13 protein-coding genes and 2 pseudogenes are annotated in these 17,873 nt (G+C 71.2%); 13 read left to right on the forward strand and 2 right to left on the reverse strand.

Going from position 1 to position 17,873, the window contains the following annotated elements:
- Positions 1-68: 68 nt before the first annotated feature.
- Positions 69-1,445 carry a right-handed parallel beta-helix repeat-containing protein gene (locus Van01_RS20385; RefSeq protein ID WP_204009885.1) on the forward strand — a complete coding sequence of 459 codons (1,377 nt, stop codon included), beginning with the start codon at positions 69-71 and terminating at the stop codon, positions 1,443-1,445.
- A gap of 56 nt (positions 1,446-1,501) precedes the next feature.
- Positions 1,502-3,085, forward strand: a complete 1,584-nt coding sequence (locus Van01_RS20390; RefSeq protein WP_204009887.1) for a glycoside hydrolase family 43 protein — start codon at positions 1,502-1,504, stop codon at positions 3,083-3,085.
- A 58-nt stretch (positions 3,086-3,143) separates the two neighbouring features.
- Here the strand turns inward: Van01_RS20390 and Van01_RS20395 are convergent, their stop codons facing one another.
- Both Van01_RS20395 and Van01_RS33145 read right to left on the reverse strand, forming a co-directional pair.
- On the reverse strand, positions 3,144-4,517 hold the full coding sequence (locus Van01_RS20395; RefSeq protein ID WP_099851593.1) for an endo-1,4-beta-xylanase: 1,374 nt from the start codon (positions 4,515-4,517) through the stop codon (positions 3,144-3,146).
- A gap of 244 nt (positions 4,518-4,761) precedes the next feature.
- Entirely contained in the window at positions 4,762-6,426 is a 1,665-nt protein-coding gene (locus tag Van01_RS33145; RefSeq protein WP_239099188.1) for a glucuronyl esterase domain-containing protein, read from the reverse strand.
- Between the two features lie 474 nt (positions 6,427-6,900).
- Here Van01_RS33145 and Van01_RS20405 point away from each other — a divergent pair, with 474 nt between their 5' ends.
- The 11 genes and pseudogenes from Van01_RS20405 to Van01_RS20450 all read left to right on the forward strand — a co-directional run bounded on the left by Van01_RS20405 (position 6,901) and on the right by Van01_RS20450 (position 17,865).
- Positions 6,901-7,500: a DUF4956 domain-containing protein gene (locus tag Van01_RS20405; protein ID WP_204009890.1), complete on the forward strand. Its 600-nt coding sequence runs from the start codon at positions 6,901-6,903 to the stop codon at positions 7,498-7,500.
- Positions 7,497-8,327 (forward strand): VTC domain-containing protein, encoded by an 831-nt coding sequence (locus Van01_RS20410; RefSeq protein WP_239099189.1) that lies wholly within the window; start codon positions 7,497-7,499, stop codon positions 8,325-8,327. The genes Van01_RS20405 and Van01_RS20410 overlap by 4 nt, the downstream gene beginning before the upstream one ends.
- A gap of 146 nt (positions 8,328-8,473) precedes the next feature.
- Positions 8,474-10,018, forward strand: a pseudogene (locus tag Van01_RS33520) (CotH kinase family protein); the annotation flags it as partial.
- A 39-nt stretch (positions 10,019-10,057) separates the two neighbouring features.
- A pseudogene (locus tag Van01_RS33985) lies at positions 10,058-10,456 on the forward strand (cellulose binding domain-containing protein); the annotation flags it as partial.
- A gap of 157 nt (positions 10,457-10,613) precedes the next feature.
- Positions 10,614-11,354 (forward strand): SDR family NAD(P)-dependent oxidoreductase, encoded by a 741-nt coding sequence (locus Van01_RS20420; RefSeq protein ID WP_204009893.1) that lies wholly within the window; start codon positions 10,614-10,616, stop codon positions 11,352-11,354.
- Between the two features lie 73 nt (positions 11,355-11,427).
- The gene (gene sugE / locus Van01_RS20425) at positions 11,428-11,745 is read left to right on the forward strand and encodes a quaternary ammonium compound efflux SMR transporter SugE (protein WP_204009896.1); all 318 of its coding nucleotides are present in this window, start codon (positions 11,428-11,430) and stop codon (positions 11,743-11,745) included.
- 33 nt (positions 11,746-11,778) lie between these two features.
- Complete coding sequence (locus Van01_RS20430) at positions 11,779-12,399, forward strand: TetR/AcrR family transcriptional regulator (RefSeq protein ID WP_204009899.1); 621 nt, start codon at positions 11,779-11,781, stop codon at positions 12,397-12,399.
- A 152-nt stretch (positions 12,400-12,551) separates the two neighbouring features.
- Positions 12,552-13,334 carry an SDR family NAD(P)-dependent oxidoreductase gene (locus Van01_RS20435; RefSeq protein ID WP_204009902.1) on the forward strand — a complete coding sequence of 261 codons (783 nt, stop codon included), beginning with the start codon at positions 12,552-12,554 and terminating at the stop codon, positions 13,332-13,334.
- A gap of 77 nt (positions 13,335-13,411) precedes the next feature.
- Positions 13,412-14,353, forward strand: a complete 942-nt coding sequence (gene nudC, locus Van01_RS20440; protein ID WP_204009904.1) for an NAD(+) diphosphatase — start codon at positions 13,412-13,414, stop codon at positions 14,351-14,353.
- A gap of 87 nt (positions 14,354-14,440) precedes the next feature.
- Entirely contained in the window at positions 14,441-16,117 is a 1,677-nt protein-coding gene (locus Van01_RS20445) for an ABC transporter ATP-binding protein (RefSeq protein WP_204009906.1), read from the forward strand.
- Positions 16,114-17,865 (forward strand): ABC transporter ATP-binding protein, encoded by a 1,752-nt coding sequence (locus Van01_RS20450; protein WP_204009908.1) that lies wholly within the window; start codon positions 16,114-16,116, stop codon positions 17,863-17,865. Before Van01_RS20445 ends, Van01_RS20450 begins: the two co-directional genes overlap by 4 nt.
- Positions 17,866-17,873 lie beyond the last annotated feature (8 nt).

Genomic DNA, 17,873 nt, shown 5'->3' on the forward strand with positions numbered 1-17,873 from the left:
CGTCGAGCCACCGGATCAGTACGCTGAGGCCACCCGGCTTCGGTGGTGGCCCTGTCGAAAGGTCCAGCATGGCTGGCTCGTCCGTCCCGCGAATCGCTGTCCCCCTCGTTGTGGCGGTCACCGTCGGGCTGGTCGCGACGCCCGCACCGGCGTCCGCCGACGGGCCGCTCGCCGAGGTGTCCGTCGCCCTGACCGGTACGGACTCTGCCGCCTGCGGCACCCCGACCATCCCCTGCCGCACCGTCAACCACGCGGTGGGCCGGGTCGCCGGCGGCGGCACGGTCCGGATCGGGCCCGGCTGGTACGACGAGAACGTGATCATTCCGGACGGCCTCGCGGTCAGTCTGATCGGTGCCGGCATGGACGTCACTGTCCTCAACGGACACAAGCGCGCCACGGTTGTCGACTCCTGGGACGGCGGTGGGATCACCAGCGCGGCACCGCTCACCGTGCGGCAGGTTCGGCTGTGGCACAACGCGAGTGAGTTCGGCGGCGGGATCGCGGCCTACGCCACGATCAGGGTCATCAGCGGCAACGCCGCTCGTTCCGGCGGTGGTGGCATCCTCGCTCAGTTCCACGCGCTGACCCTGGAGAGGTCGACCGTTGGCGGCAACCGCGCCGTCGTCGCGGGCGGCGTCTACGCGCTCTTCGCGGCCACCCGGATCACCGACGCCACGATCACCGGCAACGCGGCCGGTACCAGCGCGAGCGGAATCCTCGTCGCGCACGGGGATCTGCGGCTGCGGCACGTCACTGTCGCCTCCAACCAGGGGTCGGCCGCTGTGGTGACGTCAGGTGATCCGAATCGATCCCACGACATCACCGCGTCACTGTTCACCGACAATGCCGCTGGAGACTGCGTCCTCACCCACTCTCCCGACATGGACCCGGCCGACCACAACGTCAGCGCCGACGGCAGTTGCGGCCGACAGGTGGCAGCGGCCGACATCGACCTGCGCCCCGTCGCGGAGGCGGACACCGGCCCGACCCCGACCCACGTTCTCGGCGTGGCGAGCACGGTCCGCGGCAGCATCCCGGTCGGCGACCCGCTCTGCGACGGCACCGACCAACACGGCCAGAGCCGCCGCAGTTCGCTGGCCGGCGGCTGCGATCCGGGGGCCTACCAGTCGGCACCTGTGCCGTTCAACGCGATCCCGCCGCAACTGAGCGGACTCGACAGCCCGATCGACCCCTACGGATCGGTGGGCAGCGCGACGCCGGAGGTCTGGCCGTTCCAGCGAAATCTGGGGTACGCCTTCCAGTGGCAACGCTGCCACCACTCCGAACCGGTCTGCGTGTCGATTCCGGAAGCCACCGACCGGACGTACCGGGTCACCGACACCGATGCCGGCAGTCGGCTGCGGGTACGGGTCATCGCGACAAGCGCCGCCGGGATCAGCCAACCGGCCTATTCGGCGATCACCGAATCTATCGGCCACGGCTGATCAGGTTCCGCACCGAGCTGACGTCGCCGGCACCGAGGTGCCTAGCATCGGTCGGCATGACTGCCCCCTTGACCACGTTCCGCAACCCGGTGCTCTCGGGCTTCCATCCCGATCCGAGCATCTGCCGCGTCGGCGACGACTACTACCTGGTCTGTTCGAGCTTCGAGTACTTTCCGGGCGTACCGATCTTCCACAGCCGGGACCTGGTGAACTGGCGGCAGATCGGCAACGTGCTCGACCGCCCCGGTCAGTTGCGGCTCCCGCCGGACACGCACGCCTCGCGCGGCATCTTCGCGCCGACGATCCGGCACCACGACGGCCGGTTCTGGATGATCACCACCGACGTCACCCTCGGCCGGCACCTGCTCGTCACCGCCGTCGACCCGGCCGGACCGTGGTCGGACCCGGTCTACTTCGACCTGCCGCACGTCGACCCGTCGCTGGCGTGGGACGACAACGGTGACTGTTGGCTGACCGTGTCGGGGGTGGAGTCCTATCGCGTCGATCCGCAGACCGGCACCGTCCTGGAAGGGCCGGTGCCGATGTGGTCCGGCACCGGCGGGCAGTACCCGGAGGCCCCGCACCTGTACCGGATCGGCGAATGGTGGTACCTGCTCGTCTCCGAGGGCGGGACCCACACCGGGCACGCGGTCTCCATCGCCCGGTCCCGCAGTATCCGGGGGCCGTTCGAACCGGGGCCGGTGAACCCCTTCCTCACCCACCGCGGCATGAAGCGTACGGTGCAGGCCACCGGCCACGCCGACCTCGTCCAGGCCGGAGACGGCAGCTGGTGGATGGTCCTGCTCGGCATTCGCGCCAAGGGCCAGTGGCCGCCGTACCACGTGCTCGGTCGGGAGACCTTTCTGGTGCCGGTGCGGTGGGTGGACGGCTGGCCGGTGGTCGACCCGGTCGAGGAGGTCATGGCCGCCCCCGCCGGCAGCCCGCCCGCGCTCGCCCCCGCCCCCGACGCTGGCGGGTACCGCGAGGACTTCGACGGCGGCGAGCTGTCGCCGCGCTGGATCTCCCTGCGTCACCGGCCGAGGACAAGCTGGTCGCTCGCCGAACGGCCGGGATGGCTCACCCTGCACGCCGACGGTACGACCCTCGACCGCGCCGGGGCGACGCTCGTCGCCCATCGGCAACTGCACCACGACTGCCGGGCCGGCGTCCGGGTCGATCCCGGTACCGGGCGGGCCGGGCTGACCCTGCGCCTGGACGAGGCGCACCACTACGACCTGGAGGTCACCGACGGGACCGTACGGGTGATCGGCCGGGTCGGGCCGTTCCGCCAGGTGTTCGGCGAGCGGCAGGTGCCGGCCGGGCCGGTCACGCTCACCATCTCCACCAGGACGCACGACCTGCTGCCGCCGACGGCGACCGCCGCCGACCAGGCGGCGGCACCGGGAGCACCCTTCGGCGTACGCCCCTCCGCCTGCGACATGGTCACCTTCGCGGTGGACACCGAGCAGGGCCCTGTGGTGCTTGCCGAACTCGACGGCCGTTATTTGTCCACCGAGGTCGCCGCCGGCTTCACCGGCCGGGTCTTCGGCCTCTACGTCACCGCCGGAAGTGCCGCCTTCGACTGGTTCGACTACCAGCCGGCGGCGACCGGCGCGCCGGGTGCGCCGACGACGCCGTGACCGAACGAGGACCGGCCGTGCGGGGCGAACCCCGCACGGCCGGTGTGGCTCGGCTCGGTCAGCCTGCGGTGCAGGACCTGATCTGCGGTCGGGCGCTGGAGTTGCCGTTCATCATCGTGGTGAAGCCGAACGTGTTGCCGCTGCCGTTGGAGCGGACGGTCATGATGTTTCCGCTGCCGTCCCAGCTGAAGCTGCCACTCCAGGTGGAGGAGACCTTCTGCGGCGCGGTGATGGCGACGACCACCGACCAGGTGCTGGCCCCACTGACCGTCACGGAGGTGTTGTAGCGGTCACCCCAGACCTGACCGGGCGTCACCGTCGCGGTGCACCCACTGCTGGGCGGCGGAGTGGTCGGGTTGCCGGTGGGCGGCGGCGTCGTCGGGTTGCCGGTCGGCGGCGTGGTGCCGTTGTTCAGCGCGGTGAGCACGGCGTCGTACGCCGGCTTCTTCTGGCCGCTGCTGTTGAACAGCAGCGGGCTCTCGCTCGACCGCCACGAGTCCGAGTCGCGGATGCCCCAGACGGTGATGCCCTTGCAGCGCGCGACGGCGAGGCAGTCGTTGACCACGTTGCGGTACGCGTCGGACGGCGCGTTGCGGATGTCCAGCTCGGTGATGTGCACATCGACGCCGAGGGCGGCGAAGCTGGACAGCGTGGTGCGGTAGTTGCTCGGGTAGTTCGAGCCGCCGGTGAAGTGCGACTGGAGTCCGACGCAGTCGATCGGCACGCCACGGTTCTTGAAGTCCTGGACCATCCGGTAGACGGCCTGGGTCTTGGCGTCGTTCCAGTTGTCGATGTTGTAGTCGTTGTAGCACAGGTCGGCGTTCGGGTCGGCCTGGCGGGCGGCCCGGAAGGCTGCCTCGATCCAGTCGTTGCCGGTGCGCTGGAGGTTGGAGTCACGGCGAGCGCCGCTGCTACCGTCGGCGAACGCCTCGTTCACCACGTCCCACCACTCGATCTGCCCGCGGTAGTGGGTGGCGACCTGGGTGACGTGGTTGAGCATCGCGTTGCGCAGCGTGGTGCCGGACATGTTCTGCATCCAGCCGGGCTGCTGCGCGTGCCAGGCCAGAGTGTGGCCCCGGACCAGCATGCCCTGGCTGCGGGCGTGCTGGACCAGCCGGTCGCCGTTGCCGTAGTTGAACTGCCCCTGGTTCGGCTGGAGCGCGTCGATCTTCATCTCGTTCTCGGCGGTGACCTGGTTGAACTCGCGGTTCAGGATGGTCGTGTACGCCGAGTCGTTGAGCCTGCTCACCGCGACGGCGGTGCCGAAGTACCGGCCGCGCTCGGCCGCCGAGGCGCCGAGGGTGCTCGCGGCGCTGGCGCTGCCGGGCAGGACCACTGCGCCCGCGGTGGCGAGCAGTCCGACGGCGGCGGAGACCACGAGCGCGGTGCGCAGTCGCCTCGACCGTCCGGGTGCTCGGGAAGAGTTGGCCATCTGACGCTCTTCCGGGTCCGGTGGCCCACTCTGGGGCAGCGTGAATCCGGACGTGTGGGTGCGAAAAGGGTTGACGACGCGATCCCGGCCAAAGGGACCGCAGCGGTCTTACTGGGCCGAAGTATTGCAGCGAGATTTCACGCACGTCAATGATTTCCGGAAGTCGGCTCGGAAGTTTCGAAGCGTGACCGGCCGCGACGGCGCTCGCCGTCGCGGCCGGTGGCTCCGTCCGCAGAGCCCGGAGCTACCTGGCGGCGCAGGTGGGCGTCAGCCCGCCGGCCGTGCCGGTGCCCTGGAAACCGAACTCGATGGACTGTCCGGCGGCGATCGACCCGTTGTAACTGACGTTGCTGAAGGTGACCGCACTACTGGACCCGCTGCGCTGGGCGTTCCAGGCGTTGGTGACGCTGACACCGGAGGGCAGCGTCACGGCCACCGTCCAGCCGTTCACCGCCGCGGAGCCCGCAGTGACCCGTACGGTGGCGACGAAGCCGCCCGTCCACTGGTTGAGCGACACCGACGCCGAGCACGCACCACCCGCCGGAGGCGTGGTCGGCGGCGTGGTGGTGGTCGGCGGGGTGCTGGGGGGCGTGGTCGGCGGGGTGGTCGGCGGCGTCGTGGGCGGTGGGGTGGTCGGACCGTCGGTCAGCGTCGGGGTCTGCCAGTCCCGCCACTCGGCCAGGTTGCCCGCCTTACGGCCGGAGATCCGGAAGACGCCCGCCGCGCTGCCCGTCTTGAGCAGGAACTTCTGGATGCTCTGCTGCAGCGGGGTACGCCACTCGGAGCGGGAGGCGCAGTGCGTGCCGTCCTGGACGTCAGACCAGTAGCTGATGTTGTCGCTCGCGCCGAGCGCCCGGTAGACCTCGGCGCCGGCCAGCGCCGCGACGCTGGAGGACCGGGCCGCCAACCAGTCGATGTGCGGATTGTCCATTATGAGCAGTCCACGCGGCGCCACCATGGCCACCGTCTGGTGGGTGTCGACGGGCAGGTTCGCCGGGTTGCCGGTGTACGAGCCGAAGGCGTCGCCCAACCACGGCTGTTCACCGTACGCACTGCTCAACGGCTGGGCGCCGGACTCGCCGGGGATGCCGCGGAAGATCGGCGCACCGGCGCTGCCCGATTCGATGGGCATGGTCAGGGCGATGCGCTGGTCGAAGGCACCCGCCACGAAGGCACCCTTGCCGTACCGGGAGCACCCCGTGACGCCTGTCGCGTCCGGCCGCAGGATGCTGCCGCCCGACTGCTCGATGACGTCGATGACGCGGCTCACGCCCCAGGCCCAGGCGACCAGCAGTCCACTGCTGCTCGACGAGCCGTAGATGCTGTAGAAGGCGCCCTGCTTGTTGTTGCGGGGAGTGCCCTCCCGGCCCACCGCGAGCGGGTCATAATTGATCACCGCGGCACCGGCCGACCGGATGGTGGCGGTGTCCGCGCCGAATCCGCCGAGCACCACCACTGCCGGATACGGTCCGCTGCCGCCGCTGGGCAGTTGCACACTCGCGGAGAAGCTGGCGGTACGGCCGTTGTGGGCCACGTTCACCGTGATGCTGGTGTTCGACACCGTACCGCTGACCGTCTGCGGCTTGGCCGGCTTGTCGCCGTAGACGTACCGCTGCGCGAGCTGCTTGGTCTCCGCCCGCTGACAACGCCAGTCGGCCCCGGTCGAGATGCGGCTCCCGTCGAGCCTACGGAAGGGGTCGGGCAGCCTGGGGTTGGCCGAGGGCGATCCCGGATTCGATGTCGGACAGTCGACGCCGTCGTCCTCCACCGAGGAGACCGCGAGCCCGGCGGCGGCCCGGGCCACGCCCAGCTCCGCCACCGCAAGTGTCGTTGCGGCGAGGGCGAGCGCCGTCACCGCCAGTACGACGACCACCGAGCGGGTCCGAGGGCAGCCAAGCTTCGCAGTCACGCCAGACCCCTTCCGGGCAGACACCGAGGACCATCGATCGAGATACTTCGATTTATGGTCGAAGGTAAGTTTCGGGCCGGGAAACGGAAGGTGTCAATACGGTTTCGGTGATTATCGGCGCCGCCGCCCCGTCGACCCGGCTGGCCACGGCCCGCGACCACCCCTCGGAGCGGCCGGTTGGGATTGTTTACCCTGGGTTCACCACGGGTCCACGCTTGGTCCACCCGCGCGAGATCGCGTCCTGACCAGCGAATCGGGCCGGGCCGGAGCGCCGGGCAATGCCTGGCGCGCGCCAAAAGTCCAGGTTGGCACTACATTGCCATTGACTTACTTCGATTCTTCGGCCTACTATTCTCGGAATAGTTACCGCAAGTTTGCCGAGACTTTCGGTTGCGTTCGGTCCGCCTGGCCGCAGCTCGTGCCGACGAGATGAGACGGGGCCGGCGCGACAGCGACCCAGGAGGAAGACAGCAGATGTCGCAGCTCATCCTGTTCGCGATCGACATCGGCGCGGTGGCGCTGCTCGTGTTCGGGCTCTACTTCCCAAGGCACCGGCGCCGCGACCTCGTCGTCGCCTACCTAGGCGTCAACGTCGGTGTCCTCGCGGTGGCCAGTGCGCTCAGCGCCAGCGACGTCGGCGCGGGGCTCGGGCTCGGCCTGGCGCTGTTCGGCGTACTGTCGATCATCCGCCTGCGGTCCACGGAGCTCGACCAGCACGAGGTCGCGTACTACTTCTCGGCGCTGGCCCTGGGCATCCTCGGCGCGTTGAGCACCACCTCGGTCTGGCTCAGCGCCGGTCTGATGGGCCTCATCCTCGTGGTGATGTTCGTGGGCGACCACTCCCGGCTGCTCCGCCACTACCGGCACCAGATCATGGTGCTGGACACGGCCGTGACCGACCACGTGACCCTCGTGGCCCAGCTGGAACAACTGCTCGGCGCCCGGGTGCACGTCGCCACGGTGCAGCGGCTCGACCTGGTCAACGAGACCACTGTGGTCGACGTCAGATACTCGGTGAAGGGCCGCACCGCGAGGGCCGCCGCCACCCCGGCACCGGCGGGAGCCCACCGATGAGCAACCAGCCGATCGCCGCGCCGCTGGCCGTCATGGACACCATCGGGCTGGCCGAACTCGTCGAGCGTGCCGCCCTGCAGACCAGGGTCGACCGCAAGTACCTCGTCCCACTCGACCGGCTGCCACTCCTGCTCGACCAACTCATCCCGTACGCGCGGGTGCTGGAGATCGACGGCGCGCGCAGCTTCCGCTACGAGTCGGTGTACTTCGACACCGACCTGCTGGCCAGCTACCACTGCGCGGCCTACCGGCGGCGACGCCGCTTCAAGGTGCGGACCCGCACCTATCTCGATTCGGCCCAGTGCTGGCTCGAAGTGAAGATCAGCGGGGCACGGGACAACATCACCAAACACCGGTTGCCCTACGATCCGCGCGATCGCACCACTGTCGGCCCGGGCCAGGACTTCGTCGACGAGGCGCTCCTGCGGGAGGCGATCTGCCCGCCCGCCGGCAGCGCCCTCGACCCGGTGCTGGTCACCACCTACCGACGGGCGACGCTGCTGCTGCCGGAGACCGCCAGCCGGGTCACCATCGACACCGGGCTCGCCTGGCAGGCCGGCGACACCTCGCTGCACCTGCCCGACCTCGCCGTGGTCGAGACCAAGACCAGCGCCGCCGCCTCACCGGCCGACCGGATGCTGTGGCAGCGCGGGCTGCGGCCCGCCCGCATCTCCAAGTACGCGACAGGTCTCGCGGCGCTACGCCCGGAGCTGCCGGATTCGCCCTGGCGTCGGACGCTGCGTCGGCACTTCCGCGCCACCCCGTCGGTGGGCACGGCACCGACCGCCACCACCCACCGACCCGTTCAGGAGGCATCGTGCGTCTGACCGACCGCAGCGCCGGGACACCGGCGGCACCGCTGCGCATCGCGGGGATCGCTGCCGTCGCCGTGCTGGTAGCCGGGGCTCTCGTGCCGTCGCCGGCACCGGCCGGCGCCGAGCCCCTCGCCGACACGTCCGCCAGCTCCACCACAGTGACCGACCGGGCCGCCGGTTCCCGCGCGGCGACGGACGCCGTCGCGGCCACGGAAGCCGCCGAAGACCTGGTCGGCGACATAGGCTTCTCGGTACCCAGCGGAACCTTCTCCGGCGAGGTGTCGGTGTCGCTGAGCACCACGATCAGTGACGCCCAGATCCGGTACACCACAGACGGTCGCCTGCCCGACGCGCAGTCGCCGCTCTACTCCGGCACGGCGCTGCGGTTCACCCGGACGACGCAGTTGCGGGCCCAGGCGTTCGTCGGTCAGGCCGCCTCGGGGGCCCCCGGCACCGCGATGTACGTCGCCCGCAACACCAGCAACGCCCACGACCTGCCGGTCGTCCTGATCGACTCGTACGGTGCCGGACGCCCCGACCGGGAGTACTTCGACGCCACCACGATGATCTTCGAGCCGGGCGGCGGCAGCACTTCGTTGGCCGCCGCCCCCACGGTGGCCACCCGGGCCGGGTTCCGGCTGCGCGGGCAGTCGTCGGCGATGTTCGCCAAGACGCCGTTCCGGCTCGAATTCTGGGACAACCAGGACGACGACGCCGACTACCCGGTGCTCGGCATGCCGGCCGACTCCGACTGGGTGCTGCGCGGGCCGTTCAGCGACAAGGCCCTGATCCGGGAGGCGTTCGTCTACGACCTCGGGCGGCAGATGGGCCTGCCGGCACCCAGGTACGCCTTCGCGGAGTTCTACCTGAACACCGACGCCGGCCCGGTCGGGGCCGACGACTACATGGGTGTCTACATGCTCGTCGAGACGATCAAGAACTCCAAGAACCGTCTCGACCTCAAGCAGCTGCGCGAGGACGACCGGACCCTGCCGAAGATCACCGGCGGCTACATCTTCAAGTTCGAGTGGATGGCCGCCGAGGAGCCGACCCTGCCCTGCACCGGGCCGACGGCGAGCTGCTGGAACTACCTCGAGGTCGCCGATCCGTCGCCGCTGCAACCCGAGCAGCGCGACTGGTTGCGCAACCACATCCAGGAATTCCACAACGTGCTCCGGGCACCGAACTTCGCCGACCCGGTAAGCGGTTACCGCGCGTACATCGACGTGGGGTCCTTCATCGACCAGCTCATCATCAACGAACTGAGCCGGGAGATGGACTCCTACATCCGCAGCGCCTACTTCTACAAGGACCGCGACACCAAGATCTTCGCCGGGCCGCTCTGGGACTACGATCTCAGCTTCGGGGTGGGTGGCTTCTTCCAGAACGACCAGACCGCCGGCTGGCAGTACCAGCAGGTCCGCCAGCCGGTGGCAAACGACTGGTACACCCAGTTGATGCGCGATCCGGCCTTCGTCAACGAGGTCCGGCTGCGCTGGCAGACGCTGCGCCGGGGCCCGCTTTCCGACGCGTCGTTGCAGTCCCGCGTCAACGACCTCAGCGCGCCCCTGACGGCCGCCGCGCAGCGCAACTTCCAGCGCTGGCCCAACCTGAGCACCCGCATGGTCGGCCCGTTCATCACGCCCACCTCGCCGACCTGGCAGGGGCAGGTCCAGTTCATGCGGGACTGGATGCTACGCCGGGCGGCCTGGCTCGACTCGACCGCGGGCTGGGGTGGGTCGACCACTCCGCCCCCGACCACTCCCCCGCCGACCACTCCCCCGCCGAGCACCCCGCCCCCGACCACGCCGCCGCCGACCACCCCGCCGCCGCCCGGCGGAGGCGGCTGCACAGCGACCTACACGGTGACCAACCAGTGGTCCGGCGGCTTCCAGGGCGAGGTGCGGGTCACCGCCGGCGGATCGGCGATCAGCGGCTGGACCGTGACCTGGACCAACCCGGCCGGACAGACGGTCACCCAGGCATGGAACGCGGCGGTCACCAGCCAGGGATCGACTGTGACAGCCCGCAACGTCAGTTACAACGGCAACCTCGCCGCGGGCGCCAGCACCACGTTCGGTTTCCTCGGCGCCACCACCGGCACGCCCGGCACACCGACACCCACCTGCACGGCGAGCTGACCGCAGCGACCCCGCCGGCACCGGTCCGTCCCGACGGACCGGTGCCGGACGTCCGGTTGGCCAGACAACGGTCCCGGGGGTTCCGGGACAGCAGGCGACGGCGAGTTCCGCTACGCTCCCCTATTATTGTGTCGATCGATACAGAATAGGGGCAGTCATGACCGAACTTGCCGGCAAGGTCGCGTTTGTCACCGGGGGCAGCCGCGGCATCGGTGCGGCGGTGGCCGCCCGGCTCGCCCGGGACGGTGCGGACGTGGCCATCACCTACCGCGCCGCGGCCGACCGGGCACAGGCGGTGGTCGCCGAGGTGGAGGCGCTGGGCCGCCGGGGACTGGCGATCGCGGCGGACAGCGCCGACCCGACCGCGATCACCACCGCGGTCCGTCAGACCGTCGACGAGCTGGGCCGGTTGGACATCCTGGTGAACAACGCCGGCATCTTCCCGTACGGACCGATCGAACAGGTCGGTCTGGCGGAACTGGACCACGCCCTCGCGGTGCACGTACGCGGGGTCTTCCTCGCCAGCCAGGCCGCGATCCCCCACCTGGGGCCGGGCGGCCGGATCATCAGCATCGGCAGCTGCTTCGCCGAGCGGGTGCCGTACGCCGGGGTCAGTCTCTACGCGATGACCAAGAGCGCGCTGCTCGGCCTGACCCGTGGGCTGGCCCGTGACCTCGGCCCCCGTGGGATCACCGCGACAGTTGTCCATCCCGGCTCGACGGACACCGAGATGAACCCGGCCGACGGCGAGGGCGCCGACCACGAGCGCACCTTCATCGCCCTCGGGCAGTACGCGGCCGCCGCCGACGTCGCGGCGACGGTCAGCCACCTCGCCGGCCCCGGCGGCCGTTACATCACCGGCACCGCGATCGCCGTCGACGGTGGCTTCGCCGCCTGAGGGATCGCCGGGTCCGGCCCCCCGCCCAGCCGGTCAACCAGCGGCGGGACCACTCATCGTGAGGAGCGTACGCATGGCATGGTTCGCGCTCGTCGTGGCCGGACTGCTCGAAGTCGTCTGGGCCACCGCGTTGAAACACACGCACGGATTCACCAGGTTCTGGCCCTCGGTGCTGGCGGTCACCACCGCCGCGTTCAGCTTCTTCATGCTGGCCTGGGCGATGAAGAGCCTGCCGGCCGGTGCCGCGTACGCGGTCTGGGTCGGCATCGGCGCGGTCGGTGTGGTGATCGCCGGGATCGTCACCATGCAGGAGAATGCCGATCCGGCGCGGCTGTTCTTCCTGGCCCTGATCGTGGTCGGGATCATCGGGCTGCGTCTGGTGGAACACTGACCGCTGACCCGGCCCGAAGGGAGAGGGCACACGATGGCCACCCGAGGTCGACCCCGCACGTTCGACCGTCAGGTCGCGCTGCGGCGAGCGATGGAGACCTTCTGGCGTCGCGGCTACCAGGGCGCCTCGATGACTGAGCTGACCGCCGCCATGGGCATCGCCTCGCCCAGCCTCTACGCCGCTTTCGGCAGCAAGGAAGCGCTGTTCCGGGAGGCCGTCGAGCTCTACAACAGCACCGAGGGCGCCGGCCCCCGGGCAGCCCTCGACGGTGGGGTCACCGCCCGCGCGGCGATCGAGGCGATGCTGCGTCACCAGGCGTACGCCTATGTGGATCCGGCGAATCCGAGCGGATGTCTTGTCGTTCTCGCCGGTGCCGGCACCGTGCCGGAGTCCGACGCGGTCGGCCAGTTCCTCACCAGTTGTCGCGAGCGGGACATCGCCGAGCTACGGCGACGGATCAGCCGGGGGGTGGACGAGGGTGATCTGCCCGCGTCGGTGGTGCCTGACGCGCTCGCCCGGTTCGTCGGCGCGGTCGTCCAGGGCATGGCGGTGCAGGCCCGCGACGGTGCCTCCGCCGAGAATCTCCTCGGCATCGTCGACTGCGCCATGGCGGCCTGGGACGGCCTGACCCGGGGCGGTGCCGCGACGACCTGACGCCGCCCGACCGGGCGGGCGGGATGCCGAGCGGCCGGTTGCCGGGAGAACGGCGCGGTGTGATCGGCGTCCCCGTGACTGTGACGCGGTATCGCTTCGGCACGCGACACGACCGGCTGTCGGAGCCGTCCCGGTTCGGCACAATGACCGGTATGCGAATAGATCTTGCCGGACGGACGGCGCTCGTCACCGGTTCGACCCAGGGCATCGGCCGGGCCATCGCGGCCGGGCTGGCCGCGGCCGGTGCCCGGGTGGGGATCAACGGACGATCGTCCGAGTCGGTCGACCGGGCCCTGGCCGAGCTGGGCGACGGTGACTTCATCGCGGTACCCGCCGACGTGAGCACGGCCGACGGGGCGATCGCGGCGGTCGAGGCCCTCCCCGGGGTCGACATCCTGGTCAACAACCTCGGCATCTTCGGCGCCCAGCCCGCCATGGAGATCACCGACGACGACTGGCGGCGGTACTTCGAGGTGAACGTGCTGGCGGCGATCCGGCTGACCCGGGCGTACCTGCCGGGGATGCGCGAGCGCGGCTGGGGCCGGATCCAGTACATCGCCAGCGACTCGGCGGTGGTGATCCCGGCCGAGATGATCCACTACGGGGTCTCCAAGACCGCACTGCTGGGCGTGTCGCGGGGCTTCGCCAAGGAGGCCGCCGGCTCGGGGGTCACCGTGAACAGCGTCATCGCCGGGCCCACCCACACCGGCGGGGTGGAGCAGTTCGTCCGCTCGCTCGTCGGCGACGACCTGCCCTGGGACACGGCGCAGCGGGAGTTCATGCTCCGGCACCGCCCGCAGTCGCTGCTGCAACGTCTCATCGAGCCGGCCGAGATCGCGGATCTGGTCGTCTACCTGGCCTCGCCGCTGGCCTCGGCGACCACCGGCGCGGCGGTACGGGTGGACGGCGGTTACGTCGACGCCATCCTGCCCTGACCGCACGGCCGCTCCTTCCGTCACACTCCGCCGAGCCGGTGCTCGCGCCACCGGAGGCGTCCGGCACGATCGGCTGCATGGTGTTCCACGCGCTCGCGTACACCGCGACACCCCACGACCGGGCCGCGGGCCTGCGCACCGACCCGGCCCGCGTGGCCGACCTGCTCGACCGCGACGGCAGCCAGGTGCTGCCGATGTGGCGTGACCGGCCACTGCTCACGGCCGATGGCAGGCCGGTGCAGCTCACCGGTCCAGCCGCCCGCACCGTGGTGGCGGCGGCCGGTCAGACTGCCCTGCTCGGCCTCGACGGCACCAGGGCGAGCTTCGCCGCCGATCTCAGCGACGTCGAGGAGACCGAGGCGCTGCGCCTGGCTACCGCGCACCGCAGCGCCGACCTGCGCGGACTGGCCATCACCCTGCCCGAGCCACTCGCCGCGACCCTGGCGTACGCGCGTGGCCTGCTCTACTGGAACCGACACGCCAGGTACTGCGGCACCTGCGGCGCGACCACGGTCAGCGCCGACGCCGGCCACCTGCGGGTCTGTCAGGGCCCGCACTGCGGCAGGCAGTTGTTTCCCCGCATCGAACCCGCAGTCATCGTGCTCGTGGAAGCCCCCGGCCCGCAGCCCCGCTGCCTGCTCGCCCGCCATCACGGTGCCGGCCCGGACGGCTTCTCGTTGCTCGCCGGCTTCGTCGAGATCGGCGAGAGCCTGGAGGGCACCGTCCGCCGGGAGGTCGGCGAGGAGGCCGGCGTGACCGTCGGTACCGTCACCTACCAGGGCTCCCAGGGATGGCCGTTCCCCGCCGGCCTCATGGTCGGTTTCGTTGCCCGGGCGGTCGACGAGACGATCGCCGTGGACGGGCACGAACTGCTGGAGGCCCGGTGGTTCACCCGGGCCGAAATCGTCGAACGCGTCCTCGACGGGCCAGGCTCAGGACCTGCCGACTCCATCGGCGGTCGGCTGCTGCGATCCTGGGCCGGCCTCGACCAGCCGCCGCCCCCGCACGCCGAGGTCTGACACCTGGCCAGCGCGGTGCGCCGCGAATGGCGTTCGGTGAGGCCAGCAGGTTAGCCTGCCCTAACTCATCGAACGTGAGGCGGGGGCATGACACAGACCACGGGGCGACTGATCCGCCGGATGTTCTGGCGACAACGTCGCGACACCGCCCTGTGCGCCACGTTCTGGTCACTGCACCAGGTGTGTGAGGCCCTCGTCCCGGTGGCCATCGGTCTGGTCATCGACCAGGCCGTCGGCACCGGGTCGACCTCGGCGATGGCCTGGTCCGTGCTGGGCATCTTCGCCTTGTTCACCGCCCTGACGATGGGCTGGCGGTCGGGCTTCTGGTTCCTCTCCAGGGCGGTCACCGAGGAGTCCCACCAGTTGCGGATGCGGGTGGTCCGGCGGGTGGTGGGTGGTCAGGGAATCCGGACCGGTCGGCAGAGCGGGGAGCTGCTCTCGATCGCGACCTCCGACACCCAGTCCGCCGCCGAACTGCTCGAACTGGGCACCCGGGGGGTGAGCGCCCTCGTCGGCCTGACGGTGTCGACTGTCGTGCTGCTGCGCATCGACTGGTCGCTCGGACTCGGGCTGGTGGTGGGCGTACCGATCCTGGTCCTCGGGCTCAACGCGCTCGGGCCGGTCGTGGGCCGGCGCACGTCCGCGCAGCAGCAGGCGGTCGGCCGGGCCGCCGCCACGGCGTCGGACCTGCTGCGCGGGCTGCGACCACTGCGCGGTTTCGGTGGCGTCGACGAGGCCGTGCGCCGCTACCGCACCGCCAGCCGTACGTCGCTGCGGGCCGGGGTCGGCACGGTCAAGGCCGGTGCCACCTTCATCGGCGCGTCCACCTTCACCACGAGCCTGCTGATCACCGTGGTGGCCGCCCTGGCCGGCTGGTACGCCCTGGAGGGGCGGATCACGATCGGTCAGCTCATCACGATCGTCGGGCTGGCCACGTTCCTCACCGATCCGGTGCTCAACCTCGCCGACTGCGTCTTCCGGCTGGCGACGGCACGGGCCAGCGCGGCCCGGGTGGCCGAGGTGCTCGCCGCTCCGGAGCGGGTGCCGTCCGGGACACGTACCGCCCGGCCGGGGCCGCTGACCCTGGACACGGTGCACGCGCCCGGCCTGGACGGCGTCGACCTCACCGTGGCCCCCGGTGAGCTGCTCGGCATCGTCACCGCGGAGACCGGCACCGCCGACAGCGTCACCGAACTGCTCGCCGGCTCGCGGGCCCCGGAGCGGGGCGAGGTGCGGCTGGCCGACACACCGATGCGGGACCTGGACCTCGGCTCGTTGCGCCGAACCGTGCTTGTCGAACCGCACGGGGTGGACCTGTTCGGCACCACCCTGCGCGAGGTGCTCCAGACCGGCGACGACCGGGACGACGAGGCCCTGCGCGCCGCGATGGCCTCGGCCTCCGTCGGCGACCTGCTCGCCGACCACACCGGGTTCGACCGCGAACTCGTCGATCACGGTCTGAACCTCTCCGGCGGCCAGCGGCAGCGACTCGCCCTGTCCCGCGCGCTGCTCGCCGACCGGCCGGTCACCGTCTTCCGCGACCCGACCACGGCTATCGACGCGGTCACCGAGCACGCCATCGCCGACGGCATCCGCGCCCACCGGAGCGGCGACGGCCGGGCGACAGTGCTCGTCAGCACCAGCGCGCCGCTGCTCGACCGGTGCGACCGGGTCGTCTTCCTCCGCGCCGGGCAGGTGGCTGCCGTCGGACGTCACCGGGACCTGCTCGCCGACTCCTCGTACGCCGAGGTGGTGCTGCGGTGAACCCCAGCGCCTCGATCCTGCCGGTCGCGACCGGGCGGGTGACCCTCGCGGCCTTCTGGCGTGCCCTGCGGCGCTACCCGCTGCTCGCCTGGACCTCGGTGGCGGCGGCCACCGCGGCGAGCGTCGCGGCCGTCGTCGTGCCGATCCTGCTCGGCCGGCTCGTCGACCTGGTGGCGGCCGGTGGCACCGTCGGTGCGCTGCTGCTGACCGCCGCGTTCATCCTCGGCGCCGGCCTGGCCGCCGCGGTCCTGACCGGGACCGCCAACTGGCTGGTCACCGAGTGGGGCATGCGTGCCTGCGCCGATCTCCGCGAGGAGGTGCTCGACCGGGCGCTGCGGATGGACGCGGTCCGGCTGGAGAGCGCCGGCTCCGGCGACGTGGCCTCCCGGGTCACCGAGGACGTGGAGCGGGTGACCGACTCGGTACGCCTGGCCGCCGGCATCTTCACCGCACTTGTCACAGTGGTCATCACCTTTGCCGGTTTCGCGACCCTCGACTGGCGGATCGCCGCCGCGTTCCTTGTCGTCTTCCCGGTGTACGTGGTGAGCCTGCGCCGTTTCGTGCCGCAGGCGAAACGGCTGTACGCCGCCGAGCGGGAAGCGGCGGCGGTACGCACGCAGAGCCTGCTGACCACCTTCACCGGTGCCCGCACGGTGCACGCGTACGGCATGCAGGAGCGCCAGAGCCGACGGGTCGAGCAAACCTCCCGGCACGCCGTCGTGGCGCGGCTGCGCGCGGTTCGCGGCTTCCTCTGGTTCGCCAACACGATGAACTACGCCGAGGCGCTCGGGCTGACCGCCGTGCTGCTCACCGGCTTCCTGCTGGTACGCGCGGGCGACAGCACGGTGGGTGACGTCACCGCCGCGGCGCTGCTCTTCCATCGGCTCTTCGGCCCGCTCGGCCTGTTGCTGATGTCGTTCAACGACATCCAGTCGGCCGGCGCGGCGCTCGCGCGGCTCGTCGGCGTCTCCGGGCTCGACGCCCCCACGGCGCGGCCGGCCGAGCCGGTCGCCGGGTGGCTGCCGACAGGCGTCACGGCAAAGTCGGTGTGGCACCGCTACCCCGGCGGCCCGGCCGTCGTGCAGGACGTCTCGATCGAGATCGCCCCGGGTGAGTCGTTGGCGATCGTCGGCGAGAGCGGAGCCGGCAAGACCACCCTCGCGGCCATCCTCGGTGGCGTCTTCCCCGCCGCCGAAGGCAAGGTGTGGCTGGCCGACCGTCCGATCGGCGAGCTGCGCCCGGCCGAGCTGCGCCGCACCGTCGGCGTCGTCACCCAGGAGGTCCACGTCTTCGCCGGCACCCTCGCCGACGACCTGCGGCTGGCCGTGCCGGATGCCTCCGACGACGATCTGCACACCGCGTTGCGGCTGGTCGGAGCCGACGGCTGGGTCAGCGCCCTACCCGACGGGCTGTCGACAGGGGTCGGCGACGGCGAACACCCGCTCACGGCCGGTCAGGCGCAACAGGTGGCGCTGGCCCGGATCGCTCTGCTGGACCCACCGGTCGTCGTGCTCGACGAGGCCAGCGCCGAAGCCGGCAGCGCCGGTGCCCGGCAGCTCGAACAGGCCACCGCCGCCCTGATCCGGGGCCGCACGGCCGTGGTGGTCGCCCACCGGCTCAGCCAGGCGCACACCTGCGACCGGATCGCCGTGATGGCGCACGGCCGGATCGTCGAACTCGGCACCCCGGACGAGCTGGTCGCGGCCGGCGGCCGGTACGCCGAACTCTGGTCGGCCTGGCGGCGCTGACGATCTGC

Source organism: Micromonospora andamanensis (genome assembly GCF_016863495.1).
In the GTDB taxonomy this organism is placed as follows: Bacteria; Actinomycetota; Actinomycetes; order Mycobacteriales; family Micromonosporaceae; genus Micromonospora; species Micromonospora andamanensis.

Excerpts from the sequence above, each read along its gene's own strand:
- sugE (WP_204009896.1), top strand. The coding sequence starts at position 11,428 with ATGGCATGGTTCGCGCTCGTCGTGGCCGGACTGCTCGAAGTCGTCTGG.
- Van01_RS20445 (WP_204009906.1), top strand. The coding sequence starts at position 14,441 with ATGACACAGACCACGGGGCGACTGATCCGCCGGATGTTCTGGCGACAA.
- Van01_RS20390 (WP_204009887.1), top strand. The coding sequence starts at position 1,502 with ATGACTGCCCCCTTGACCACGTTCCGCAACCCGGTGCTCTCGGGCTTC.
- Van01_RS20430 (WP_204009899.1), top strand. The coding sequence starts at position 11,779 with ATGGCCACCCGAGGTCGACCCCGCACGTTCGACCGTCAGGTCGCGCTG.
- Van01_RS20395 (WP_099851593.1), bottom strand. The coding sequence starts at position 4,517 with ATGGCCAACTCTTCCCGAGCACCCGGACGGTCGAGGCGACTGCGCACC.
- Van01_RS20410 (WP_239099189.1), top strand. The coding sequence starts at position 7,497 with ATGAGCAACCAGCCGATCGCCGCGCCGCTGGCCGTCATGGACACCATC.
- nudC (WP_204009904.1), top strand. The coding sequence starts at position 13,412 with ATGGTGTTCCACGCGCTCGCGTACACCGCGACACCCCACGACCGGGCC.
- Van01_RS20435 (WP_204009902.1), top strand. The coding sequence starts at position 12,552 with ATGCGAATAGATCTTGCCGGACGGACGGCGCTCGTCACCGGTTCGACC.
- Van01_RS20420 (WP_204009893.1), top strand. The coding sequence starts at position 10,614 with ATGACCGAACTTGCCGGCAAGGTCGCGTTTGTCACCGGGGGCAGCCGC.
- Van01_RS20405 (WP_204009890.1), top strand. The coding sequence starts at position 6,901 with ATGTCGCAGCTCATCCTGTTCGCGATCGACATCGGCGCGGTGGCGCTG.
- Van01_RS20385 (WP_204009885.1), top strand. The coding sequence starts at position 69 with ATGGCTGGCTCGTCCGTCCCGCGAATCGCTGTCCCCCTCGTTGTGGCG.